The 24,603-nt window shown below is 55.5% G+C and carries 24 protein-coding genes; 11 read left to right on the plus strand and 13 right to left on the minus strand.

The features are described 5' to 3' along the window. Nucleotides 1-98: 98 nt before the first annotated feature. On the minus strand, nucleotides 99-863 hold the full coding sequence (locus BN3795_RS19805) for a class I SAM-dependent methyltransferase (protein WP_068786425.1): 765 nt from the start codon (nucleotides 861-863) through the stop codon (nucleotides 99-101). A 130-nt stretch (nucleotides 864-993) separates the two neighbouring features. Here BN3795_RS19805 and BN3795_RS19810 point away from each other — a divergent pair, with 130 nt between their 5' ends. Next, nucleotides 994-1,884, plus strand: coding sequence for a LysR family transcriptional regulator (locus BN3795_RS19810; RefSeq protein ID WP_068786426.1), 891 nt, complete (start codon nucleotides 994-996; stop codon nucleotides 1,882-1,884). Between the two features lie 15 nt (nucleotides 1,885-1,899). Here the strand turns inward: BN3795_RS19810 and BN3795_RS19815 are convergent, their stop codons facing one another. Then, nucleotides 1,900-3,066, minus strand: a complete 1,167-nt coding sequence (locus tag BN3795_RS19815; protein WP_068786427.1) for an alanyl-tRNA editing protein — start codon at nucleotides 3,064-3,066, stop codon at nucleotides 1,900-1,902. Between the two features lie 175 nt (nucleotides 3,067-3,241). Between BN3795_RS19815 and BN3795_RS19820 the strand changes: the two genes are divergently transcribed. Continuing rightward, nucleotides 3,242-3,865, plus strand: coding sequence for a flavin reductase family protein (locus BN3795_RS19820; RefSeq protein WP_068786428.1), 624 nt, complete (start codon nucleotides 3,242-3,244; stop codon nucleotides 3,863-3,865). A gap of 73 nt (nucleotides 3,866-3,938) precedes the next feature. Then, nucleotides 3,939-5,867, plus strand: a complete 1,929-nt coding sequence (shc, locus tag BN3795_RS19825; protein WP_068786429.1) for a squalene--hopene cyclase — start codon at nucleotides 3,939-3,941, stop codon at nucleotides 5,865-5,867. A 59-nt stretch (nucleotides 5,868-5,926) separates the two neighbouring features. Here the strand turns inward: shc and BN3795_RS26095 are convergent, their stop codons facing one another. Next, nucleotides 5,927-6,052: a hypothetical protein gene (locus BN3795_RS26095; RefSeq protein WP_269800223.1), complete on the minus strand. Its 126-nt coding sequence runs from the start codon at nucleotides 6,050-6,052 to the stop codon at nucleotides 5,927-5,929. A 171-nt stretch (nucleotides 6,053-6,223) separates the two neighbouring features. Here BN3795_RS26095 and BN3795_RS19830 point away from each other — a divergent pair, with 171 nt between their 5' ends. Further along, the gene (locus BN3795_RS19830; RefSeq protein WP_068786564.1) at nucleotides 6,224-6,892 is read left to right on the plus strand and encodes a DUF559 domain-containing protein; all 669 of its coding nucleotides are present in this window, start codon (nucleotides 6,224-6,226) and stop codon (nucleotides 6,890-6,892) included. Between the two features lie 307 nt (nucleotides 6,893-7,199). On the opposite strand, the gene BN3795_RS19835 is transcribed toward BN3795_RS19830, so the two are convergent. Then, nucleotides 7,200-7,421: a DUF2905 domain-containing protein gene (locus BN3795_RS19835; RefSeq protein WP_068786430.1), complete on the minus strand. Its 222-nt coding sequence runs from the start codon at nucleotides 7,419-7,421 to the stop codon at nucleotides 7,200-7,202. A 179-nt stretch (nucleotides 7,422-7,600) separates the two neighbouring features. Here BN3795_RS19835 and BN3795_RS19840 point away from each other — a divergent pair, with 179 nt between their 5' ends. From BN3795_RS19840 to BN3795_RS19850, 3 genes are all read left to right on the plus strand, one after another. Continuing rightward, nucleotides 7,601-8,314 (plus strand): cupin domain-containing protein, encoded by a 714-nt coding sequence (locus BN3795_RS19840; RefSeq protein WP_068786431.1) that lies wholly within the window; start codon nucleotides 7,601-7,603, stop codon nucleotides 8,312-8,314. Between the two features lie 216 nt (nucleotides 8,315-8,530). After that, entirely contained in the window at nucleotides 8,531-8,968 is a 438-nt protein-coding gene (locus BN3795_RS19845; RefSeq protein WP_068786432.1) for a LytTR family DNA-binding domain-containing protein, read from the plus strand. A gap of 12 nt (nucleotides 8,969-8,980) precedes the next feature. Further along, nucleotides 8,981-9,424, plus strand: a complete 444-nt coding sequence (locus tag BN3795_RS19850) for a hypothetical protein (RefSeq protein ID WP_068786433.1) — start codon at nucleotides 8,981-8,983, stop codon at nucleotides 9,422-9,424. 63 nt (nucleotides 9,425-9,487) lie between these two features. On the opposite strand, the gene pfkB is transcribed toward BN3795_RS19850, so the two are convergent. The 3 genes from pfkB to BN3795_RS19865 all read right to left on the minus strand — a co-directional run bounded on the left by pfkB (nucleotide 9,488) and on the right by BN3795_RS19865 (nucleotide 11,913). Next, complete coding sequence (pfkB, locus tag BN3795_RS19855; RefSeq protein WP_068786434.1) at nucleotides 9,488-10,408, minus strand: 1-phosphofructokinase; 921 nt, start codon at nucleotides 10,406-10,408, stop codon at nucleotides 9,488-9,490. A 4-nt stretch (nucleotides 10,409-10,412) separates the two neighbouring features. Beyond that, entirely contained in the window at nucleotides 10,413-11,162 is a 750-nt protein-coding gene (locus tag BN3795_RS19860) for a DeoR/GlpR family DNA-binding transcription regulator (RefSeq protein WP_068786435.1), read from the minus strand. Between the two features lie 154 nt (nucleotides 11,163-11,316). Further along, a complete protein-coding gene (locus tag BN3795_RS19865; RefSeq protein ID WP_068786436.1) occupies nucleotides 11,317-11,913 on the minus strand; it encodes a TetR/AcrR family transcriptional regulator in 597 nt (198 codons plus the stop codon). A 322-nt stretch (nucleotides 11,914-12,235) separates the two neighbouring features. Here BN3795_RS19865 and BN3795_RS19870 point away from each other — a divergent pair, with 322 nt between their 5' ends. Both BN3795_RS19870 and BN3795_RS19875 read left to right on the plus strand, forming a co-directional pair. Then, nucleotides 12,236-13,117, plus strand: a complete 882-nt coding sequence (locus BN3795_RS19870; protein WP_068786437.1) for an ABC transporter ATP-binding protein — start codon at nucleotides 12,236-12,238, stop codon at nucleotides 13,115-13,117. Between the two features lie 22 nt (nucleotides 13,118-13,139). Continuing rightward, the gene (locus BN3795_RS19875) at nucleotides 13,140-14,753 is read left to right on the plus strand and encodes an ABC transporter permease (protein WP_068786438.1); all 1,614 of its coding nucleotides are present in this window, start codon (nucleotides 13,140-13,142) and stop codon (nucleotides 14,751-14,753) included. A gap of 112 nt (nucleotides 14,754-14,865) precedes the next feature. Here BN3795_RS19875 and BN3795_RS19880 read toward each other — a convergent pair whose 3' ends face one another. After that, nucleotides 14,866-15,924: a lytic polysaccharide monooxygenase gene (locus BN3795_RS19880; RefSeq protein WP_068786439.1), complete on the minus strand. Its 1,059-nt coding sequence runs from the start codon at nucleotides 15,922-15,924 to the stop codon at nucleotides 14,866-14,868. A 158-nt stretch (nucleotides 15,925-16,082) separates the two neighbouring features. Beyond that, a complete protein-coding gene (locus tag BN3795_RS19885) occupies nucleotides 16,083-16,712 on the minus strand; it encodes an O-methyltransferase (protein ID WP_198524778.1) in 630 nt (209 codons plus the stop codon). 134 nt (nucleotides 16,713-16,846) lie between these two features. Here BN3795_RS19885 and BN3795_RS19890 point away from each other — a divergent pair, with 134 nt between their 5' ends. Together BN3795_RS19890 and BN3795_RS19895 are read left to right on the plus strand one after the other, a co-directional pair. Further along, the gene (locus tag BN3795_RS19890) at nucleotides 16,847-17,992 is read left to right on the plus strand and encodes a THUMP domain-containing class I SAM-dependent RNA methyltransferase (protein ID WP_068786440.1); all 1,146 of its coding nucleotides are present in this window, start codon (nucleotides 16,847-16,849) and stop codon (nucleotides 17,990-17,992) included. 60 nt (nucleotides 17,993-18,052) lie between these two features. Continuing rightward, complete coding sequence (locus tag BN3795_RS19895) at nucleotides 18,053-20,104, plus strand: LTA synthase family protein (protein ID WP_068786441.1); 2,052 nt, start codon at nucleotides 18,053-18,055, stop codon at nucleotides 20,102-20,104. Nucleotides 20,105-20,317: 213 nt separating this feature from the next. On the opposite strand, the gene BN3795_RS19900 is transcribed toward BN3795_RS19895, so the two are convergent. From BN3795_RS19900 to BN3795_RS19915, 4 genes are read right to left on the minus strand one after another with little or no spacing between them, the layout of a single operon-like run. After that, nucleotides 20,318-21,736, minus strand: coding sequence for a LacI family DNA-binding transcriptional regulator (locus tag BN3795_RS19900; RefSeq protein ID WP_110945270.1), 1,419 nt, complete (start codon nucleotides 21,734-21,736; stop codon nucleotides 20,318-20,320). Next, nucleotides 21,717-22,826: a glycoside hydrolase family 172 protein gene (locus BN3795_RS19905; RefSeq protein ID WP_068786443.1), complete on the minus strand. Its 1,110-nt coding sequence runs from the start codon at nucleotides 22,824-22,826 to the stop codon at nucleotides 21,717-21,719. The genes BN3795_RS19900 and BN3795_RS19905 overlap by 20 nt, the downstream gene beginning before the upstream one ends. A 43-nt stretch (nucleotides 22,827-22,869) precedes the next feature. Continuing rightward, complete coding sequence (gene rbsK / locus BN3795_RS19910) at nucleotides 22,870-23,799, minus strand: ribokinase (RefSeq protein WP_068786444.1); 930 nt, start codon at nucleotides 23,797-23,799, stop codon at nucleotides 22,870-22,872. A gap of 13 nt (nucleotides 23,800-23,812) precedes the next feature. Next, nucleotides 23,813-24,424: a KpsF/GutQ family sugar-phosphate isomerase gene (locus BN3795_RS19915; protein WP_068786445.1), complete on the minus strand. Its 612-nt coding sequence runs from the start codon at nucleotides 24,422-24,424 to the stop codon at nucleotides 23,813-23,815. Between the last annotated feature and the right edge of the window lie 179 nt (nucleotides 24,425-24,603).

Below are 24,603 nucleotides of genomic sequence, written 5' to 3' on the forward strand. Positions count from 1 at the left end.
GTTTGCGTTTACCTCAAAAATAGCAAGCAACCACAAAAGAGCCGGGAAATCTCCCGGCTCTTGCTGCTTTGGTCTTGGTAAACAGCATAAATTTCTCTTCATCGCCGGCTTACAATCAGCCGGAGCGCCCCCGTCAGCATAGGCAGCGTCCGGTAGTGTCCGTATTTGCGATCCCATTCGCCGGATTTCAAGGCCTCGGCCAACCTAATCACGAGACTCTCCTCCGCTCCTTCCGCCAGGAATTGCCATGCCGATTGAGCTTGGCGCACTTCCGGCACCAGAAAGGCCTCCGGACGGCCGTAAAAGGCTTCCTGGAATCCGTCGATGCAATCGAGCGGAACCCGCACCGGGACAATATGGCCGGAACCTCCCAACACTTCAAGTACCTCAGCCGGTTTCGGGTAACGCCGATATTCCGCCTCAAGGAGTTCCGGGAAATATTCCGCATTCCAGAATGAGCCCAGCGCATCCGGATCAAAGGTCATAACAACGACGTTGTCCCGTGTCACTCTTCGCAGTTCTTGCAGCCCTTTGCGTAAATCGGACCAGTGGTGAACGGTCACCATCGCCATTCCCGCATCAAATGCCCCATCGTCAAAAGGGAGCGCTTCAGCCCGGGCGTTCACGGCCGGCACCGCCCCCCGGACCAACCTCTGTCCCCGCATAACCGCAGAGGGCTCGACTGCGACGACATACCGATCTTTCGGCTCATAGGAACCGGTGCCCGAACCGACGTTAATGATCGTTTTTGCCTGGCCTAAGGCTTCAAGCACTTGCCGCTCGATCCGAGGATCCGTCCGCCGGTATCCCGCGTAATTCATCCCGTGCTTATCGAAATCATAGAAGGGGTTCCCGATCTTCATTCCTGCCTCAGCTCCTTAACGTGGTATTTTTCCTGCTGAGGTCATTGTAGTTGAAATTAATCCATAAATATAATATATCTTTATGTATAAATCATAGATTATGATTATGAATCAAGGAGGATGCCGCGCCATGAATTTACACGCCTTGCGGCTGTTCCATGTGATTGCCCAGACCGGCAGCGTCACGCGCGCTTCGGAGCTGCTGAGCATCAGTCAGCCGGCTATCTCCGCTCAGATCAAAAAGCTGGAACGCGAGTTGGATCTCCCTCTGTTCAGAGCGCAGGGACGCGGCATCGCCTTAAGCGACGGCGGAGAGAAACTGTTTACGTACAGCAAGCGGTTGTTTGCCGTTGAGCAGCAGATCGAGCGATTTATAGAGGACTACAAAGCCGGGGAGCTGGGCCATATCCGGATGGCCGCTACTTATTTGCCCGCTCATTTTCTGATCCCGACTTGGATCGCCAAATTCAAAACGCACTATGAACATACGGAAATGACCATTACCACCACAAATTCAGCGGATGCCTTGAACCAACTGCTGAATCTGGAGGTCGATTTGGCCGTCTACGGCGGGTTGCCGGAAGCGTACCCCGATTCGATCCAAGCGGAGGAATTGTTCCGGGACGAACTCTGGTTCGTCGTCTCCCCTCGGCACCGGTATGCAGGTCAGCGCATCAGCTTGCATGACATGGTCAAGGAGCCGTTCGTTATGAGGGAGATCGGCAGCTCCACCCGGGAGAGATTCATGGCGTTATGCCGGACCTTCAATGCACCGGCGCCGCGAATTGCCCTGCAATTCAACGGATTAAACGAAACGATCCAAGCGGTCATCGCCGGATACGGCGCCAGCTTTGTATCGGCGCTGGTGGTGAGGGACGATGTGGAGCGGGGTCAATTGAGCCGGGTATTCGTGGAGCACGTCGACCTGATCAACTCAATCTCGGTTTGTACGCGAAAAAATGAACCGCTGTCTCCAGCGGCCCATCGTTTTGTCGAGTTGATTCGAGAAAATCCGTACTGACGGCGGTCATTCTGCCTAGGACCACGCTTGCTTGGCGAATTCATAGAAGTCCAGCGCCTCCTCCCAGGAGCCGAAGCCGGCCTGCGCCAGCTTGTCGCTGCCACCGCCTTTGCCATTATATGCGGCCAGGTGTTCTTTGAAGAAATCCCCGCAGGAAACAGGGTGACCGCCGCTATGGGCCAACACCACCTTATGCTCGGCTTCCGTCGCTAACAGCACCGCCGCCTCGCATTGAGCGGCGAGCTTCTGCGCAAGGCTTTGCAGTTCCTTCAACGGCTTGTCCGCAAAGATGTGGGCGATCCGGCCGCCTTCTTGCTTGTCCAGCAGCTGGCCTGCCGTGACCTCGTCCAGGGCTTCTTTTAAAGTACTCAACTCGGTCTGCAACTGCTTCTGCTCCATCTCCCATTTATCCAGACGCTCCAGAATGCCGTCCCGGCTTGTTTTTAACCGGGAAGTCACCGCCCCAAGCGCTTGTTGCTGCTCCCGGAACTCGTTCAGAGCCCGGTAACCGCATTTGAAATAAATCCGCACGTTTCCTTTCTGCTTCTCGGTCTTCAGCAGCTTAATCAGGCCGATCGCGCCGGTCGCCGAGACATGCGTCCCGCCGCAACCGTTGTACTCCACGCCTTCCGTTTCGACGATGCGGACGCGGTCCACCGCCTTCGGCGGCTTGACCAGCGGCAGGCGGGCCGCCGCCTCCCGGGTGACGAAATAACCGGAGATTTTATGATTCATATAAATATGCCGGTTGGCTTCATCTTCGATGGCGGCAAGCTGCTCCGTTGACAGCTCCGTTTGCTCCACATCGATCGTGCAATACTCCTCGCCGAGATGGAAGCTCAGCGTCTTCGCCCCGTGTTTGAGGCATACCGCCGAGAGCAGATGCTGTCCGCTATGCTGCTGCATATGGTCAAACCGGCGGTCCCAATCGAGCTCGCAGGCGACCTCGCTGGCCTCCGGGAAGCGCTCCAGCTTATGCAGCACCTCCTCCCCTTCGCTGATTACGTCCAGCACGGGAATGCTGTCAATCCATCCCGTATCGTTCGGCTGTCCTCCCCCATGCGGGTAAAAGGCGCTTGCCTCCAGCACAACGTAAACGCCGTCTTCCCGTTCCAACTTGTCCTTGATTCGCGTCGTCCAGCGGGTTAAATAAGCATCCTCAAAATAGAGTCTTGTCGTCATCGCAAGCCGGTTCCCCTCTCTACGTTACTATCGTCTACTATACCGGAAATCCGCCCTATTTTGCACCATTTCGCGATCTTGCGGTCTCATCCCCAAACCGGTCACAAGCTGCGGTTCCTATGCTAAACTTGGAGAACCATTTCCGAGAATAAACGTAAGGAGTCGTGACAAAGCCATGCATACCACCATCCAACCGAACATCCTTTACTTCGGCACCTCCGTCGTACTGATCAGCACCCGCAACGAAAACGGAACGGCCAACTTGGCCCCGATGTCCTCCGCCTGGTGGCTGAACCAATCCTGCATGCTGGGCATGAGCGCCAAATCCCAAACGGTATACAATCTGCAACGCGAGCGCGAGTGCGTCTTAAACCTTCCCTCCACCGACCTTATTCCCGCAATCGAAAGGTTAACGCTGCTCACCGGCCGAAATCCGGTGCCGAAGTCGAAGGCATCGCGCGGCTACCGGTTCGAAGCCGACAAGTTTGGCGTCGCGGGCTTAACCCCGGAGACATCGCAGCTCGTGCGGGCGCCGCGGGTCCGGGAATGCCCCGTTCAATTGGAGGCGGAGGTCGTACGCATCCATCCGTTCGAAGAACCGAGCTCGCTCGTCGCCATTGAAGCGAAGATCACCCGGGTCCATGTCGACGAGCGGCTGCTCATGAACGGACATCCGAACTATATCGACCCCGCCAAATGGAAGCCGATGATCATGAATTTCTGCGAATATTTCGGTTTAGGGACGCAGTTGTCCTCATCAAGATTAGCTCCGGTTTTCGGCCCGAAGGCGAAAGAATAGTCCGGTACCGCCGATCATGCGCTCCTCCCGGCCCTCATATAATAGGGTGACGGTAACAAGGGGGGGAGCAAGGATGGAGCAGGATATCGCCGACATTCGGAGGGAAATTCACCGATTGTCCGAGGAACTGATTCAGCGGCAGGAAGCGGACGGCACCTGGCGGTTTTGCTTTGAGAACGGCATTACGCTGGATGCGTGCACGATTATCCTGTTTCGCACGTTAAATGCGGACCGGGAGGAGCTGATCCGGGAGCTGCACGACCGCATCCTGGCCGCCCAGCAGCCGGAAGGCTGCTGGCGTTGGTACCGCGACGACGGGGAAGGTCATCTATCCGCTACGGTTGAGGCGTATTACGCCCTGCTGTTCTCCGGGTACAGCCGGCCGGAGGACGAAGCGCTGCAAAGGGCGAAGCGGTACATTCTGGAACGGGGCGGCGTCGGACAGGCGAACAGCCTGCTTACAAAGGCGATCCTGGCAGCCACCGGGCAGAGGGCATGGCCCTCGTCCTTGTCGCTGATTCCGATCGAAATCCTGCTGCTACCTGAGTCGTTTCCGCTGAACTTTTATGATTTCTCCGGATATTCGCGGGTTCATCTTGTTCCGCTGCTGATCCTGGCGGAGCGGAATTTTCGCGCCAGGTCGGTGCGGACGCCTGATTTAAGCGAGTTGTTCCTGGATGCGCGAGACCCGGAAGAAGAGGCGTTATCGATGTCCCGGGAAAGCCGGGAACTGCTGGAACAGTTCCAGTCGGCGCTGAGCCATTTGGTCGGTACGCCGCGGCGCATTCGGCAAGCCGCGATCCATAGGGCCGAGCAATATTTGCTGGACCGGATCGAAAGCGACGGATCGCTGTACACCTATGCCAGTTGCACGGTGCTGATGGTCTTCGCTTTGCTGGCGCTTGGATATGAACCGCAGCATCCGGTCATCCAGCGCGCCGTCGAGGGTTTGGCTCACATGAAGTTTACGGTGGACGGCAGCGGCAACGGCGAAAGCAGGTATACCACGATCCAGAACTCGCCTTCTACGGTCTGGGATACCGCGCTAATCTCCTATGCCTTGCAGGAGGCGGGGATCCCGCCTTCCCATGCGGCTGTTCACCGGGCCGCCGCTTACCTGCGGGACCGCCAGCACCGCCGGGCCGGCGATTGGCAGTTGCATAACCCAGGGATTCCTCCCGGGGGCTGGGGCTTCTCGGAGACAAATACGTTCGTCCCCGACGTCGACGACACCACGGCGGCCCTGCGGGCTCTCTACCTGTTGCACACCGAGGACTCCGCGACCCTTGACGCCTGGAACCGCGGGCTGAACTGGATCTGGTCGATGCAAAACAACGACGGCGGCTGGCCGGCTTTTGAAAAAAACACCGATAAAGCCATGCTCACCTGGCTGGCTATTGAAGGGGCCAAATCCGCAGCCACCGATCCTTCAGAAGCGGACCTGACCGGTCGGACACTGGAGTATTTGGGGAACTTCGCCAAGCTAAGCGTACGTCACGATTGGGTTGCGCGCGGGGCAGACTGGCTGCTAAACCACCAGCAGGAGGACGGGTCCTGGTACGGGCGGTGGGGAATCTGCTACATTTACGGTACCTGGGCGGCATTAACGGGATTCCTTGCGGTTGGCATGCCCGCCGACCACCCTTCCATCGCCAAGGGCGCCAACTGGCTGCTCGACATTCAAAATGACGACGGCGGCTGGGGAGAATCCTGCCGCAGCGATCAAGCGAAGCGGTATGTGCCGCTCCGCGCCAGCACGCCCTCACAGACGGCGTGGGCGTTGGATGCACTGATCGCGGTGCACGACCGGCCGACGCCCGAACTCGAACGCGGCGCCGCCCGTTTGATCGAACTGCTGCACGAGGACGGCTGGACGGCCGCTTATCCGAGCGGAGCCGGGCTGCCGGGATATTTTTACGTCCACTATCACAGCTACCGATATATCTGGCCGCTTCTGGCGCTCTCGCATTATGCGAAAAAATACGGGGACGAATCGCCTTAACGGCCCGATCTCTTCCTTGTGCGTATCGATATGAATGATGCCCGCAAACCTCGCCATAATCATCCCGCTGTCGATATTTGCGCGCGCCAGAACCCTTGAATCATCCGCAAAGGCGATTCGTCCAAGTCGGCGGACTTCATCAGGTTTCTCTTGAGCTTCACGTTTTCCTCCATAAAAATCTCCATGAATAGCTTCTCTTTCGATGCATTTGTGATATTTTCCACTTTTCCCTTTTGTCAATCATTTCCTAGCGATGTATAATGAAACTTAAGACGAAGAACGTCCCGATCCGATTTGTGGAGCCGGGGCGTTTTTATTTATTTATCGGGAGGGATGGATCGATCATGGATTCAGAGATGGCATTCGAACAAGCGCACACCGCATTTATACAGGAGCATCTTGAGGCTAGGACGGGAGAGCGTAAAGGGCGGCTGGAGCGCGGGCACCGGGAGGCGGAGAAGCTGTTTTGCCGCAAGGTTTGGTGGGAGGTACAAGGGAATTTTCAGCACTTGCACCCGGAATACGAGGTGGTGGACTGGCGGGGATTATCTTATTTCTGCGATTTTGTTTGGTTGGCCGGGCCAGTGAGGCTGGTGATTGAAATCAAAGGTTTCGGCCCGCATGTCAAGGACATGGATCGGCAGAAATATTGCAACGAGCTTAACCGCGAGACGTTTCTGACCGCGATGGGGTTTCAAGTGATCTGCTTCGCTTACGATGATGTCGCCAATCGACCGGAATTGTGCGTGACTTTGCTGCGTATGGTGCTGAATCGATATCTGCCGATTTCGATCCCGGCGGAGCCAATTTCTCTGATGGAAAGAGAGATTTTACGGTTAGCCTGCCATCTTGCACGTCCCCTTCGCCCGATCGACATCAAATCTCATTTCCAAGTGAACCACCGGACGGCTGTACAGGCTCTGCAATCCATGCTGGCAAAAGGCTTGTTGAAGCCTGTCTTCGGTTCTGCGGGAAAACGTGCCGTTAGGTATGAGCTGCAGAAAGATGCGCTACATCAACTTTAACTTCATAGTATAACCCGGCTTCTGCAGGGTCATAGGATGAATGAATAAGTGCAATCGTGCATCTAAATCGGAGATATTTTTTGAAAAAGGCCGAATAGTTGCTATCATGCATTTATTTTTCTAAATTCGCCTCATTTTCCGGTTTCGCATCAAAATTAACTGCATCATTGCAACTAATTCGATAATAGAGGCCAATTTCTCAAAATTAACTGCACCTCAGTCGTTATTTGTTCGCGGCTTCCGCAACCAGGGAATCGGGCGCCAGCCGTTCAGCCGACGCCCCGTTCCCCCGGCAGACCCGCCGCAGTTATTTCATAAACCAGCGGATCACGCCCAGGATCAATGAGAATACCACGCTGATCACGATGCAGGTCACGATGGGGAAGTAAAACCGGAAGTTTCCGCGCTCAACTGCAATATCCCCCGGCAGCCTCCCTAACTGAACAAATCTCCCCAGCAACATCCAAACCAGGCCGATTAGGATGAGAACGGCACCGGCCATGATCAGCATTTTCGGAACATTGCCCATCGATGGTCTACTCCTTCAATTCGGTTTTTTGATTCCATGATACCTACCGCCCGGGACAAACGCAAACGAAGACGATCCTCCGTTAACCTCCCCCAGAAACGCACATATAACCCCCAGCTTCAACATAGATATCCAGTAGAAGTGATAGCGCCTATACGTAGGAAAGGCAGGGAATAACCATGGCGGTTTCTTACATGGATTTCACATCGCCGAACGCGCAATTCTCGTTCGACGTCAACCGGAACACAACGGTAAGAAAGGATCAACGCAACTTCATCAACGAATTGTCCATTCACCAGCTCAACACGCTGGGGAATATGTCGTTGCTGGATACTTACCTGGACAAAGGCAATGTGATCGAAATGCATATTCATCAAAATGCCTCCGAGCTGGTGTATTGCATTTCGGGGGAAGTCGTCGTGTCCATGATCAATCCGTTCACCAAGGAACTGCGGCATTACGCCAATCGGCCCGGCCAAGTGACCAGCGTACCGCAGGGCTGGTGGCATTACGACACCGCAACGATGGACGGGACGCATTTCCTGGCGATATTCGACGCGCCGATTCCGGAGATCATCCCCGCTTCCGACATGCTGCGGCTGACGCCGCCTGAGGCTTTTGCGCATCAGTACTGTCTGGATGCCGAGAAGGTAAGGGAAGCGTTCGCGCCTCTGACCCAAACGGTGATCATTGGCCCGCCGCGAGGGTGTCATCAAGAGAATCAACAAGCCCCCTACCCTAATACGTCGCAGCAGGCTTATTCCCCGCACTCCAGTCATCCGCCCTATAACCAAGGCTACGGGCTGCGGCCATACCAGCAAAGCGACGGCAATCCCCGACGGCCCCAAGTCATCGGGAACGGTTGGGCACATCTGTACCACGACGGTCCGTAAATTTCTGATCCGCAGCAAGAGCCGCATAAGAACGGTAACCCTTAAGTTGCCGTCCTTATGCGGCTCTTTTTTATATATAGCAGGCCTCTGAATACAACTTACCGCCTGAAAACAACAGCTTGCTTCACATCTATTGCTTACGAACCTTTGCAAAAATATACTTGAGTTGGAAAGCAGGGCTGCCCTTAAAAAAGAAACCCGAAGGAAGGAACGCGGATGAAAATTACGATCGAATCTGTTCCCGCCGGAAGTGAGCCGGAGATCGTGATTCGCTGGAATGAGCCCGACGAAACGCTGCTGCAGCTGATTTATTCATTGAAATCCCATCCCAAGAAACTAATCGGAACACATGAACTGCAAACCCACATCATCAACCCGAAAGATGTTTTTTATTTCGAATCGGTAGATAACCGAGTGTTCATCTATTGCCGGGACCAGGTTTATGAATCCAGGCTCAGGCTTTACGAAATCGAAGCGGAGTATGAAAGCTTGGATTTCTTCCGGGCTTCCAAATCCATCATTCTGAACCTGGCGAAAATCAAGTCGGTCAGTCCCGTTCTCCATGGGCGGTTCGAAGCCTTGCTCCAGAACGGGGAAAAAGTGTTGATTTCGCGGCAGTACGTTCCCGTACTCCGCCGAAAATTAGGATTATAAGGAGGGGTTCAAATGAAAATCGGCCGGTATTTATCCCATTTGATCAAGGATTGGATGATCGCCAGCGGGGGCCTGACCGTCATGACGGCCATCTATTTATCCGTGAGCACCACGGAGCGCATTTCAGCCACATGGCTGTGGCAAATTGTCATTGCGGCCGCCGCGTTTACTTTTTACAAGTACGCCCTGGTTAATAAATACGAACCCGAGCTGAGCCCAAAAGTCCAGATCATCAGCTTCGCGCTCTGCTACGCGCTTGCTGCAGTCATGCTCCTGCTGTGGTTATGGTTGGCAAGTCCCAATCCGATGATCGATACCGAACTCTTGTGGATCCTCATCGCGGTGATTCTGGTGGTGAAAGGAATGGCCTATGCCATGATGTTCATCGACGGTCATAAAGAGGCCCGCCAGTTGAATCAGAAGCTAAGCGAGTACCGAGAGGGCCGGGGCGAATAACGCCCTCGGCCCACCCGGCAAATAGGTTCAAACAGCGCTTACCCTGCTTTTTTTCGATCTAAGCTAACCTATCTTCGCAACGACCACCTGCGACCGCAGGTGCTCAATCAGCGCCCGCTCGGCCAGATCATCGGAGAAGGCGGTTGCACTGCCCGACGCGACGCCGAGGCAGAACGCCTCCAGGAGATCTCCGCCCAGCGCAAGAGCTCCCGTGAAACCGGCGATCATCGAATCGCCGGCGCCCACGGAGTTGCGTACCTGGCCTGGCGGCACGTTGGCATGGTAAACCTCGTCGCCGCGGATCAGCAAAGCGCCTTCCCCGGCCATCGATATCAATACGTGCTTCGCCCCTTCTTCAAGCAGGCGTCGGCCGTACGTGATCAATTGTTCGCGCGTATCGATCACGACGCCAAACAGCTCGGCCAATTCATGATGATTCGGCTTGACGAGCATGGGCCGATAGGCCAGCGCCCGGCGGAGCGGTTCGCCCGTAGTGTCGATGACAAACTCGGCCCCTTGCTTCCGGCACTGCGCAATCAGCCGTTCATAGAAATCGCCGGGAAGCGAGGGGGGCAGGCTCCCGGCCAAAATGACCAGATCGCCTTCCCTCAGACCGGACAGTTTCTCCACCAACGCATTGGCTTCTTCCTCGCGGATGGCCGGCCCCCCGCCGTTAATCTCCGTCTCCTCGCCATGCTTGAGCTTAATGTTGATTCGGGTATCCCCGCCTCCGATGCGTACGAAGTCGGCGTCAATGGCTTCCCCCCGCAAGTAGCTCTCAATAAAATCGCCGGTGAACCCGCCAAGAAACCCCATTGCGGTCGTGTCTGCTCCAAGCCGCTTCAGGACGCGGGAGACGTTAATCCCCTTCCCTCCGGGCAGCTTCAGGTCCCGGTTCATGCGATTCAATCCGCCGAGCTCCAGGCCGTCTACTTCCACGATATAGTCGATGGATGGATTCAAGGTAATCGTATAAATCCTCATGTCGTTATCCTCCGATAAGGTTAGTCAAATCTGCGATCGGCTTGCGCCAGCGTTCCGGAACTTGCTCCGTAATGAGCGCCGCCTGCTCCAGTTCCAACATCTTGGCGAAAGCGACGAGCCCGATTTTGCTGGAATCGGCAAGCACATAGGTTCGCAAGGACAGCTCACTCGCGCGGCGCTTCAGCGCGGCTTCCTCCGGATCTGGCGTCGTATACCCCGCATCGGGGTGAATCCCGTTCGCCCCGAGAAAACACCGGTCAAAGCGGAAGTGGCCCAGGTTCGCCAGGGCCAGGCTGCCGACCAATGCTTTCGTGCGTGGTTTGGCCAGCCCGCCGAGCAGATAACCGGGAATTTCAACCTCCAGCAGCGCATCCAACTGCGGCAAGCCGTTCGTCACGACGGTGATTTCTTTCCCTTTCAGATAAGGGATCATCGCCAAAGTCGTCGTTCCGGCATCCAGATAGATCGCCTCTCCGTTGCGCACCACAGCGGATGCCGTCTCGGCAATCTTTTGCTTCTGCGAGACGTTTACGGTGGATTTCTCCGCCATTCCCGGCTCCAGCCCTCCGGACATGACCGGTAAAGCCGCGCCGCCATGGACTCTCCGAAGCAGCCCTCGCTCTTCCAAATCCGCCAAATCGCGCCTCACGGTGGACTCAGACGCTTCAAGCAACACGCACAGCTCTTGCAGCTTGACAGTGCCCTCCTCCTGCAGTCGCCGCAGAATCCGGCGGTATCTTTCCTCGGTTAACATCTTTCCCCTCCCAACTAAAAACATCGTACCATAACCCGAAAAAATATCAATCAAAAACTATCAAATTCAATCAAAATCAATCAAAGAGATCATTCCGCTTCTTGCCGCAAAATAAAAACTCCGTTCGATTAGAACAGAGTCGTGTTCGTCTATTCTATTTACTCGGCGCAATCCCTTTAATCAGCAATTCCGTCCATTGGGCGGTATAAGGAAGAACCTTCGAGTAAATGTGGGGACTGGATATTCCTTCAATGAGCGCTTGGAAATAAATCAGAAGAAACTCATCCGAATATTTCAGATCCACTTTGCCTTCCTTACGGCCGCGATGGAACAAATCCATCATCATGCTGTAACTTTCCTTGACGTATTCCTGCATGATCAGCGATAAGCCGTCATCGTCCTTTTCTGTAAAGTAATCCATTAATTCCAAATAAAATCGTTTGTTGATTTTATCCAAATACTTGATTTTATTCTGACTCACGGCAATGATCGTTTCTTCAAATGGTTTGTGTTCAGCCATGATGGCTCGCGCCGAGTCCCCCATTTGGGTTACAAAATACCTGAAAACTTCATGAATCAGGTGTTCCTTGCTTCCAAAATACTTAAAAATCGTCGTCTTACCGACTTTCGAGTGTTTGGCAATCTCATCCATCGTGATATTTTCCAAGCCGGTCTCGGAGTTCATCAAGTCAAAAGTTGCTTGCAAAACTTGTTTTTTCTTCTCCCGCGTCCTCTTCTCAAAACCATTCATTTCTCATTCCCGCTTTCTATCTTTGTCGACTTCTATCCAATTATGGAGTATTGGGTTCACAACTCTGCTATCTATAAATTATAGATTGATAGTTATGAATGATCAAACAATGCATAGTTCATAATTTAAGATTTTTAAATTGACTATGCCGATAAAAAGGATTATAACTGAATCTGTAAATGAACTTTGGTTTAAAACTTGGCGATTAACTCTATATTTATGAACTATTATATTATATTAAGTTCATAATTATCCGAGTAAAGCTTTGCTTTTAAACTGGAAAGCACGTTACTAAAACTGGTTAAGAAGGGGTTTTAGTGCTATGACGGAAATGGTAAAAGTTCAAGGTTTGCAGAAAAAGTTCGGTAAATTCAAAGCTTTGCATGACGTGTCGTTCACGGTAAACGCCGGAGAAGTCGTCGGCTTTATCGGGCCAAACGGTGCGGGGAAATCAACGACGATTCGCACGTTGCTCGGAATCATCCGCCGGGACGCCGGGGAGGCGCGAATCTTCGGCAAGGATGTATGGAAGGACAGCCTCGAGATTCATAAACGCATTTCTTATGTTCCGGGGGACGTGGCGCTTTGGGGCAGCTTAACCGGCGGCGAAATCATCGATTTATTTATGAAACTGCACGGCGGAGGAGACAAAAAGAAGCGGGATCATTTGATTAAACGTTTTGAATTGGATCCCAAGAAGAAAGCAAAGGGCTATTCCAAAGGAAACCGGCAAAAGGTCGGCTTGATTGCGGCTTTGTCCGTGGACTCCGATTTGTATATTTTCGACGAGCCGACTTCCGGTCTCGATCCGTTAATGGAAGCGGTCTTCCAAGAGGAAGTCGAACAAATCAAACAGGCGGGGAAAGCGATTTTGTTGTCCTCGCATATTTTGAGCGAAGTGGAACGTCTGGCCGACAAGGTGGTCATTATTCGGCAAGGCAAGGTGGTTGAAACCGGAACCTTGGACGAATTGCGCCACCTCACCCGTTCCACGGTCACAATGGCAACCGAAGGCGATGTGGCCCGGATGGCTTCCGTTAACGGGGTCCATGATTTCAAGCAAACCGGGAATCAGGCGACTTTCTCCGCGGATAACGCTTATATCAATGATATTTTGACCGAAGCGGCAAAATTGGGCGTCAAGAAGTTTGAATCGGTGCCGCCTACGCTAGAAGACTTATTCATGCGTCATTACGAAGTCTGAGAGCGGAAAGGAGGAAACGATCATGCAAGAGAAATTTGCGCGTTGGGACATCTTGTTTGTTCAATATCTGAAACGGGACTGGAAAAAAATCTTGTTTTGGATCTCAGGCTTGAGCTTGTTTTCGGCCGGATTTGTTCCGGCATTTGAAGAAATCGGCAAGGGGCAAGGTTTACAGGGAATGTACGAGACCATGCAAAATCCGGCGATGATCTCCATGGTTGGCCCGACGCCGGTCGAATCTGCGGCGGATTATACTTTAGGCGCGATGTATGCCCACGAAATGTTGTTATTCTGCGGGTTGTTTGCGATGATCGCCGCCGCTTTGCACGTGGTAAGCCATACTCGCAAAGAAGAGGATCTTGGGCTTACGGAACTTGTCCGTTCCTTTCGAGTAGGTCGGCAAGCCAACTCGCTTGCGGTGATTGCTGAAGTCGTCATCATCAATATTATCCTGGCCCTCGTCATTGGCGGAATCATGACCGGCTTTGGCGTTGAGGCGATTTCGGCCAAAGGTTCCTTTTTGTTTGGCGCATCCATCGGAATGGCCGGGGTCTTGGGGGCCGGGATCGCCTTAGTGATGGCTCAAGTTATGCCGACCTCATCCGCCGCAACGGGGGCATCGCTCGGGATGGTGGGCTTGCTGTACATTTTTCGCGCCGGTACGGATGTGTCGAACCCCGACTTCTCCATGATCAACCCGATGGGTTGGACTTATCTGACCTACCCGTTTACGGAAAACAATGGACTCCCCCTCGTTGGAGCGGTGGTCTTCAGCGTCGTTATCGCGATCATCGCGGTTGCCCTTGAAGGCGGACGGGATATGGGAGCCGGTTATTTGCCCGAACGAGAAGGCCGGGAGTCGGCGCAGAAATCCCTGCTGTCCGTCCCCGGTTTGTTTGTGAAGCTCAACAAAGGCGTAATGATCAGTTGGATGATTGCCTTTGTCCTCATGGGAGCAGCCTATGGGTCGATTTACGGAGATATGCAGACGTTCCTGGAGAGCAATGAAATCCTAAGTCAAATGTTTGCGGTCACCGGCGTTTCCATCGAAGAAGCCTTCACCGGAACCATTATGATGGTGATGATCGGAATGGTTTCCATTTTGCCGATCGCTATCGTCAACAAACTGTTCACGGAAGAAACGCGGCTGCATTTAAGCCAGCTTTATGCGACCAAAGTGACGCGGGCTCAGTTCTATTGGACGTGTGTCATTTTGGCTATCCTTGCGGGAGTAGTCGGCATTTTGCTGGCTTCAGCCGGACTGGGCGGGACAGCCGTTTCTGCATTAGGCGACGGTTCTCCCATGACCATGGGAGATTTTCTAGCCGCAGGCTATAACTCGCTGCCCTCCATGTTGTTCTTTACCGGGCTTGCCGCGTTGGCTTTGGGCTGGGCACCAAGGTTAGGCAAAGCGGTTTATGCTTATCTTGGCTACTCCTTTGCATTAAATTACTTTGGCGGCATTCTGGATTTGCCGGAATGGTTCTCGAAAACCGCTATCCAAAGCTGGATCCCGCGGATGCCGGTCGATCCGTTTGACGCAGCAACCTTCCTTACGATCACGGCGATCAGCATTGCTTTGATGGCAGTAGGCTATATCGGATATCGCAATAGGGATCGGGTTGAAGGGGCGTAAACCGTCAACGGATTTCCAAAGCGCGCTAAATGGAGAGGGAGTGACTCCACCCCGTCCCTGCGAAAAAAATCCCCCGGCTTCAATGAGCCGAGGGATTTTGGCTTTGATTCCGCTATTTCAGCAGCCACAAAGCCGGCACGTTGGGCGGCTCCCAGCCGGGCAGAGAGGTATGGGCTTGCCGGCATTCGTAGATCGCCCCGCCATAACTGACTAATGCCCCTACCGCGTATGCGGTATTGGGTGCCCAAGGCTGCACCGCAGGCGCTGAGTCGGTCGTGACCTGCACCGCATTGCTGGCCGCCGATTCGTTGCCGGCGGCGTCAACAGCGCGCACGGTGAACGTATACGAAGTACCGGCGTGAAGTCCCGTCACCGTAAAGTCGGTCTGCGTCCCGGGCACGGTGGCGGATAAGGCCGATCCGCTATAAATACGGTAGCCGGTGACGCCGACGTTATCGCTGGAGGCGTTCCAGCCAAGTGTGACCGAAGTGGAAGCAACTGCGGCAGCAGACAATCCGGTTGGGGCTGTCGGGGCGGTTGTATCCCCCGAATTGCCGCCACCAAAGTTCACATCAATCACATTGTAGAAGGCATTGGCGGTGTCGGCGACCTCCCAAACGGCTAGGATGACGTGGTACCCCGTCCGGGCCGGAACATTGCAGGTATTCGAATACGTATACGGAGGCCGCACTCCGCCATAACTCACCGAGCAAAACGGAGTCAAATCAAAGGAATTACGCGTTAAAGCGGCATTAGGGTCCCACCCCGGTTTCGTGATGTAATATTTCCAGCTCGACGTAGCGTGCGGAGCGGTGAAATTCCAGGTGAAGGTGTTCGTTCCGGCCGAGATGTTCACTTTGGTCCAACGGGTGGCCGACTGTTCGTCAAGCTCGGGAAAGGCCCCGTTCGCGCTGGCGATCTTCCCGTCCGCCGGGCCGGCATTGGGGAAGCCCTTCGGCGCTTCCAAGCTCTGGGGCTCGTACATAATCACGCCGCAGTCCGTATTCTGGCCGTTTTTGCACAAAATAGCCCGGCTTGCCGGCCCGTCCACCCAACCGTGCGCCGAGGCCTGTTCCGAGAACAGGATCATTCCGATTGCAGCAAGCACCATGATCAATAAAGAAGTAAGCGCCTTCAATACTTTGGATTGAGCTAGCCTTGTTGAAATCATGCTTGTCCCTCCTTTGGATTTGAAAATTAGGGCTTTGTAGCATTAATAGAGAAAGATGTTAGATATGGGTGAATATTACTCTTATCCAAATTATAACACAAAACCCGCCATTGCAGCGGGTTTTTGTCCGTCCTCCATCGTTTTCATAGCTCGCTCGGCTATTTCACCATCGCCAGCGCCAGTCCGTCATAGGCCGGCAGCAGCGTGCTGATCAACCGCTCGTCTCGGGCGATCATCTCGTTAAATCGGCGCATCGCCTGCACCGACGGCCCGTTCTTCTCCCCGTTCAGCGTCCGGCCGCGCAGCAGGATATTGTCCCCGGCAATCAGCGCCCCCGGTCTCGCCAGCTGGATGGCATATTCGAGATAATTGGGGTAATTCTCCTTGTCCGCATCGATGAAAAAGAAATCAAACCGCTCCCCCTGTTGCTTGAGGGTTTGCAGACTGTTGAGCGCGGGTCCGACCCTATATTCCGCGACCTGCCCGAATCCGGCCTCGCGCAAGTTGGTCCGCGCCAGCTCGGCGTTCTCCTCCTTCAGCTCCAGCGATACGAGCCGCCCGTCCGCAGGCAAGCCCCGCGCCAGGCAGATGCCACTGTATCCGCCCAACGCGCCGATTTCCAGCACGGCTTGGGCTCCGGCCAGCTTGACCAGCAGCGTCAGCAGCCGGCCGTATCCCGGCGCGATCGACACGTCGCGCATCCCGCTGTCCGCGATCGATCGGGTCACCCGCTCCAGCACCTCGTCCTTGACATATAGTTCATCACCGTATTGTTCCGGCGTCATCATTATGATCTTCCTTTCATCCGTTCCTTCCATAATAAGAACCGTTTGTAACTTCTAGCGCATTGGCCTATACTGAATTGTATGGTTTTTCCGTTATTCTCACAAGTCTATGCGAAGCTGGAGTGATTGACGTAGTTATGGCTGGACCTTTGCAATTGATCGCAACCGCCCCGATGGGCCTCGAGGCCGTGGTGGCGCGCGAATTGAAGGAATTGGGTTATGAAGACACGGTCGTGGAGAACGGGCGGGTCCATTTTACCGGAGATCTGATCGACATCTGCCGGTGCAACTTGTGGCTCCGAACCTCGGACCGAGTGCTCATCAAGATGGGCGAGTTCACCGCGGTCACCTTCGACGAGTTGTTCGAAGGCACCAAGGCGCTGCCTTGGCAGGATTACATCCCGGCTGACGGGGAATTTCCGGTGGAGGGCCGCTCCCACAAATCGCAGCTCAGCAGCGTACCGGCTTGTCAGGGGATCGTCAAGAAAGCGATCGTCGACAAATTGAAGCAGTCGTATCATACCGAGTGGTTCGAGGAAACCGGGCCGCGTTATGTGATCGAAGTCAACCTGTTGAACGACAAGGCGTTGTTGACGCTGGACACGACCGGTCCGGCGCTGCATAAGCGCGGCTACCGCAAACATGCGACGGAAGCGCCGCTGAAGGAAACGATGGCGGCGGCGATGATCCTGCTGAGCCGCTGGAACCAGAACCCGGCGCGGCCGTTCTACGACCCGTGCTGCGGCTCGGGGACGCTGCCGATCGAGGCGGCGATGATCGGCTGGAACATCGCGCCGGGCCTGCGGCGCACGTTCAACGCCGAGCGCTGGCCGGTCGTGCCGCAGGAGCTGTGGCAGCAGGCGCGCGACGAGGCGATCGACGCGGTGCGCGATGACGTGCCGCTCCATATCGCCGGCAGCGACATCGACCCGGAGGCGATCGAGATCGCCAAGGCCGCGGCCAAAAGCGCCGGGCTGGCGAACGAAATCCAGTTCGCCTGCATGCCTGCCGTCAAGATCCAGCCGCAGGGCGATTACGGCGTCATGATCACGAACCCGCCCTACGGGGAGCGGATCGGCGAAGAGAAGGAAGTGCGCAAGCTGATCGCCCAGCTCGGGCGAGTGATGGCCGGGCTGCCGACATGGTCCTTCTTCGCGCTCACGCCGACCAAGCAGTTCGAGCACGACTTCCAGCGCAAAGCGGACAAGCGCCGCAAGCTGTTCAACGGGCGCATCGAATGCCAATATTTGCAGTACCTCGGGCCCCTTCCTCCGCGCCATTAGCCGTGGGGGGAGGGTTCTCCCTTTTATTTACACTCGCAAGGAAAGGACTGACGATCCGTCATGCTCTGGTTGACGCCAAATCGCGGCTTTCGCGGCCGCCCTTTCGTCTATCTGTTATTTGTTGCCGCCATCTTCATGAAGCTTGTCATTCTGCATAGCAACCTGCACGCCCGCTATATCGATATGAACCTGTTGGACGATCTGATCGCCATCGGCTCCGTCATGCTGGTCTCGTTCTGGACGTTATGGCTGCCTCCGCGCGGAAGAGGGATCGCCTTAGGCGTACTGAACGTACTGCTCACGGCGTTGATCTTCGCCGATTTGGTCTATTACCGGTATTTCGGCGACTTTCTCACGGTGCCCGTGCTGCTGCAAGCCGGACAAGTCGGGGAGCTCGGCGGCAGCATCCGCGAGCTGATCCGCCCCGCCGATCTGTGGCTGATCGTCGATTGGGCCGCCTGGGCTGCGGTGAAATGGGGGCTACGTGTGACGCGCAAGGGCCGCCGCCGCCGGGGGCGGCTTCATCACAGCCCCTTCGGCAGCCGGTCTCTTGCCTACTCCGGCATGGGGAGCGGTTCCTTCTCCCCCGTTACCTTCGGTTCGGGAAGCCGGAGAACCCGCCGACGCCGGTTCGGGCGCCTATTCAGCGGAATCGGCGTCTTTCTCCTCGGCTTTGCCTTAACGATGGGGCCGATCCGCCACTATACCCAAACCTGGGCGATCGGGCTGTTCGAAAACAACTGGTGGAACGTCTCCTTATACAACGTCACCGGCCTGCTCGGCTTCCATTATTATGACGCCAGCCGCTACCTCCAGGAGCATCTCGGAGGCGGCCAGAAGGTCAGCGTCGGGGAACAGGACGAAATCCGCCAATGGTTTGACGCGGCCCAGCAGCGCCGCCATGCGGACAATGACCTGTTTGGGGCGTACGCCGGGAGCAATGTGATCGTGATACAGGCCGAGGCGTTCATGAATTTCATGATCGGCAAACAAATCGGCGGCCAGGAGATCACCCCGAATTTCAACAAGCTGATGGACGAATGCCTCTACTTCGCGAACTTCTACCATCAAACGGGGCAGGGGCGAACCTCGGACGCCGATTTCGCCTCGAACGGTTCGCTGCATCCCCTGCCGACGGGATCGGTTGCGGTCCGTTACCCGAACCATACGTTCGACACGCTGCCGCAGATCCTGAAGACACAGGCCGGTTATACCGCCGAAGCTTTTCACGCTTACGAAGGCAGCTTCTGGAATCGCAACAATATGTACAAGGCGATGGGTTACGACCGGTTTTACAGCAAAAAAGACTTCCAGTTGGACGAGCCCCTGGGCTGGTCGCTGGGCGACAAATCCTTTTTCCGGCAATCCTTAGAGTTCATGACCCAAGAAAAACAACCCTTTTATTCGTTTATGATTACCTTAACCAGCCATCATCCGTATTCGTTGCCGGCTGCCGTGCAGGAGCTGGACACCGGCGAATTTAAGGGGACGATTTTCGGCGATTATTTGCAGGCTGTGCATTACGTGGACGCCGCGCTGGGGGAGTTCGTGGAGAGCTTGAAGCGGGAAGGCTTGTGGGATCATACCATTTTGGCGTTTTACGGGGACCATGACAATTCCATTACCGACAAAACGTATTATGAACGGTTCCTCGGCAAACCGCTGAGCGATCTCGACATGCACCAGATCCTGAATCAGGTGCCGCTGCTCATTCACCTGCCGGACGGCGGACATGCCGGCGTCACCGAGGAGCCTGCCGGCCAGCTTGATCTGGCCCCGTCGCTGCTGCATCTGCTGGGCATTTCCTCGCAGCCTTATTATATGATGGGCCAGAATCTGTTCGCCGCCGCCGGGACCGACCATGCTGCGGATCGTCTAGTCGTATTGCGTTCCGGCGCTTTTACGGACGGCAAGCAATATTACATTCCGTCCGCCGACAGCTTGTTTGAGAACGGAAGCTGCTACGATTTGGCCAGCCGCGAGCCCGGCGAGGTCGAACCGTGCCGTGCGCCATACGAGGAAGCGAAGAAGCGCCTGCGGATTTCGGACAAGGTAATTATGTCGAATTGGATCGCGGACTTCCGTAAGGAGGCTCAAGGGGCGGGGCGATGAGAAGCGCGATGGGGATATGAATAGAGGTAATTTTAGGCGTTATTTCGCCCAAATATGGATCGCGCATCGAAATAGCGCCCTTTTAAGGCGTTAAGATCGGGGAATGGCGGCAAAATCGCCGTTTGAAGCGAAAATTCCGTTAAATAAGGCCCAAATAGTCCGCTATTCCCGGCTAGTTTTGTAATTTGGCCGAAATAGCGGACTTTTTTACCGTTATCTTAAGTTAGTTTCTCGCATCCCGAAGCCAGCCGGCTTTACGCTCGATTCGCGAACGACCAGCTCGGGCAGCAGTTTGACGTTTTCGATGGTCTGATGATTCCCGTTCATACGGTGAACCAGCATTTGCGCCGCCGTCCGTCCGATTTCCCCCGCCCGGAGCGAAACCGATGTTAATTGGGGAGAAGTGCGGGACGAGAGGCTCAAATTATCCATCCCGGCGAGCAGCAAGTCTTCGGGGACGCGAATCCGCTTCTCTTCACAGGCGCGCAGGAAGCCGTAGGCCATCAGGTCATTGGCGCAGGCAACGGCCTCCGGTAGCGGGTGGCTGCCGTCCAGCAAGGATAGACCGGCCAAATAACCGCCTTGCTCCGTATAGTCGCTTTCCCGAATCCAATCGGCGCACAGCGGTAGACCCGCCTCCTGGAGTCCCTCGCGGTAGCCTTCGTAGCGTTCCCGGCCGGTCTGCTCCTGCAAACGGCCGCCTATGTACCCGATGCGGCGGATGCCCTGACTTGCAAAGTGGCGCACCACCTCTTTGATCCCCAACTGCGTGTCGACCCAGACGTAATGGAAACGGTCTTTGCCAACGGGCGAAACGTATTGGTTCGTCAGCACAACCGGTGCATGCAGGCGGTTCAGCAAAGCGATATTTNGGAGTCCCTCGCGGTAGCCTTCGTAGCGTTCCCGGCCGGTCTGCTCCTGCAAACGGCCGCCTATGTACCCGATGCGGCGGATGCCCTGACTTGCAAAGTGGCGCACCACCTCTTTGATCCCCAACTGCGTGTCGACCCAGACGTAATGGAAACGGTCTTTGCCAACGGGCGAAACGTATTGGTTCGTCAGCACAACCGGTGCATGCAGGCGGTTCAGCAAAGCGATATTTTCCTCGCAAAAATCGAAGGAAACCATGATCATGCCGTCGGCGTATTTTTCCCGCAGCAGTTGGATCGCCCGTTTCTCTTCGTCCAGCCGGTTTTTCGTGTCCATCAGGATCAGCAGGTAGCCGTACGGGTCCAGCACGTCGTTGATGCCCTGAATCATATCGAAATAAAAAGGATTGCATAAATCCGGAACCGTGAACAATACTTTGTTCGATACCCGCGTTTTCAGCATTTTGGCCGATTGGTCGGGGGCATAATCCAATTCTTCCGCCGCCTGCATGATCCGTTTCCGGGTTTCTTCCTTGCAGTATCCGCGACCGGACAGGGCGCGTGAGACGGTTGACGGGGAGAGGCCCAGTTTGTCCGCGATATCGTAAATTGTCGCCAAATGATCATCCCATTCTATGAAATCGCTATCATCATCTATCCATATTTTAGAATAGAACCCCCTTCGAATCAATCGACGGGTGATGAACAACGCAAGCGGCCATCCCGACGGATGGCCGCTCTGCTTACGGATTGGGGTGCGCAAATTGCTGCCGGTTCGATTCCTCGTCGAACGGCAGGATGTCCGGCAGCGGCAAGCGTTCCTTGACCTTCGGCAAAGGCGCGAACGGCAGATGCGGCTCGGACTGATACCAATAGGCCGTGGACGAGAGATCGTCGCTGCGGTGGTTGTTGTGCCCGTGCTCGATCGTCACTTTGATGCTTTCGTCGAACATGACCGGGTCTTGGATATGGTAGCGGTACACGGAGATTTTCCCGCTCCAGTTGGGTCCACCGCCAAGGATGATGCCGTGGTACGGCGTGCAGACTTCCTGCTGCGGGCACCAGGCCGTATTGAAGTAATCCTCGGTTCCCGTTCCGTGCAGAGAAGGCGGCCACGGCTCGCCGTCGATAAAGATCATGTCGTCGCCTTCGCCGTACCAGTTCCACTCCCGCGTCTCCCGCAGGTTGTGGATGTTCAAATTGCAGCCGACATAATGGCCTTTGCCTTGCGCTTCCAGGAGGACGTAGTTGCCGTCCCCGGTCGTATTTTTCCCGCCGAATTCAAAAAATGCGTTATCGACGTCCTTGTCGGGAATCCCTTCCGTCGGGCATTCGCGGTTCCACTTGGCATGGAAGCGCAGTTCATCCGCTGGCAAGCTTTCGTACTGTTCGTAATCGACGTAAAAATAAAACTTGATCGTCTGTTCCGCTTCGCTTTCCACGGTGATCCGCGCTCCGGAAGCGAATGGCATCGGAAAATAGCTGACGAACGCCTTCCCATCCTCCGGGCTCATCATCAGGCAAGCGGAGGTGTAGTTTCTCGTGATCCCGTGGCCAAGCCCGAAAAAATCGCCGATCGGCGCTTCCACGCTGGGTTCGGTTTCGCCGTCCCAATACATGCGCAGCACGATTTTGCGCGGTAGGAACGCTTCCTCCGTCGGAGCGTCGGTCGCCATCGTCATCCATATATGCTTGATGCAACCCGCTCCGGGGATCCGGCAAATCTCGGTGTTGTCCCCCGGTTTGATGCTGAAGTAATCCTTGTTGCCTCCCGAACGGTCGTAACTGGACGCCCGTTTGCTTTTGCCTTGGCGACTGCGGGAGAGGCTTGACAAATTTTGCACGATCTCCATGGTGTGATCCCTGCCTTTTTCGTGATTCGTCGGCCGCGTTGGCCTACATTGGTTGCTTTGTTCTGCTTTGAAGAAAAGCCTCCACTTCTTCGCGCCGGGGCAGCGAAGGAATCGCCCCCCGCCGGGTGACGGTCAAAGCGCCGACCGCGTTGGCATACCGCACGGCTTCCGGGACCGAAGCGCCGCGCAGGAGCTCGACGGCCAGAGCGCCGTTGAACGAGTCGCCAGCCGCTACCGTATCGATCGGCTTCACCGGAAAACCTTCCACGCTCGTAAAGCCGTCGCGGCCGGCGATCAACGCGCCTTTTTCCGCCAGCGTCACGATGACGTAGCTTACTCCGCGATCCAGCAGCATCCGCGCGCCCTGCCGGACGTTTTCGGGCGAATCTGCGGGAACGCCCGTCAGCAGAGCCAACTCGCTTTCGTTTGGCGTCAAATAGGTCACCTTGCGCAGCAGCTCGTCGCTCAGCGCCCGCGCCGGGGCCGGGTTCAAGATGCAAGGCACGCCGTATTTACGAGCCAGCTCCGCGGCCTGCTCGATGACGGAGAGATCCATTTCCAGCTGCATCACGAGCATTTGCGCGTTTCGGATGAGCGGTTCCAGCTCCCGGGTTTCCTCTGGCGTAAATCGGAGATTAGCCCCGGGGACGACGATGATGCGGTTTTGTCCGCTTTCGTCCAGCACGATCGAACCGACGCCGGTCGGCGCATGCGCATCGGTCAGAATATGGCCGACATCGATCCCCTCCTGCTCCAGCACCGCTCTCATCTCTTGGCCGAACGGATCGTTGCCGAGCTTGCCCGCCATCGCCACCGAAGCGCCGAGCCGGGCGGCCGCTACCGCCTGATTGGCTCCCTTGCCCCCGGGGAACCGGTCGAAGCTGTTGCCGATAATCGTTTCCCCGCCTTCCGGAGCCCGGTTGGCCCCGATGACAAGATCCATCATGAAGCTGCCGATCACCATAATGCCCATGGCTGCGTCCTCCTCACGAATGTACGTCCGAACCGGCGTTTTTCCGGGACAGCTGGTCGCCCAGGCTGCCACCGGGGTGAAACAGGTGGAAGCTCTCCTGGGTGAAGCCCTTCACTTTGCATAACGTAACGACCAAAGCGTCGCCGACGGCCAGTTGCAAGAGCGCGCTCGTGGTCGGCGCCAGCCCGAGATGATCGGCTTCCCGCTCGTAGTTGTAGGACAATACGGCGTGACAGCGGCGTCCCAGCGTGGAATCTTGGTTTTTGGTAATGGCGATGCAAGGCGAGCCGATTTTTTCGATTATGCCCAGCACGTTCAGCACCTCGGCCGTTTCGCCGCTATTGGACAGCAGGATCACCACGTCTTTCTTCTCGATCATGCCGCTGTCGCCGTGCACCGCTTCGGCGGAGTGAACGAAAAACGCCGGCGTCCCCGTACTGGATAAGGAGGCCGCGATTTTTTTGCCGATGTGGCCCGATTTGCCGATGCCCGTGACGACGACCTTGCCCGTGCAATTTTTCAGCATTTCGACGGCCTTCACATATTCTTCGTTGACGTTTTGGCTGGTCAGATACAGCGCATGGGCTTCGTTCTCCAGCGCCTCCCGCACCCATTGGTCAATCATAATATCTTACTCCTTTCGTCTAACCGAATCGAAATCGAAATCCAATGCAAAAGCCTATCCCCGTTGTCCGGAGCTTTGCAGGATTATCCCGTTCATTCAGGCCCTAAAGCCGCAAAAACACAACTCCGAGAACGAGAGAGCGGGGCGGATTACCTCATTCTCGCGATCCTTCGTTCCCT

Source organism: Paenibacillus phocaeensis (assembly GCF_900021165.1).
GTDB lineage: Bacteria > Bacillota > Bacilli > Paenibacillales > Paenibacillaceae > Fontibacillus > Fontibacillus phocaensis.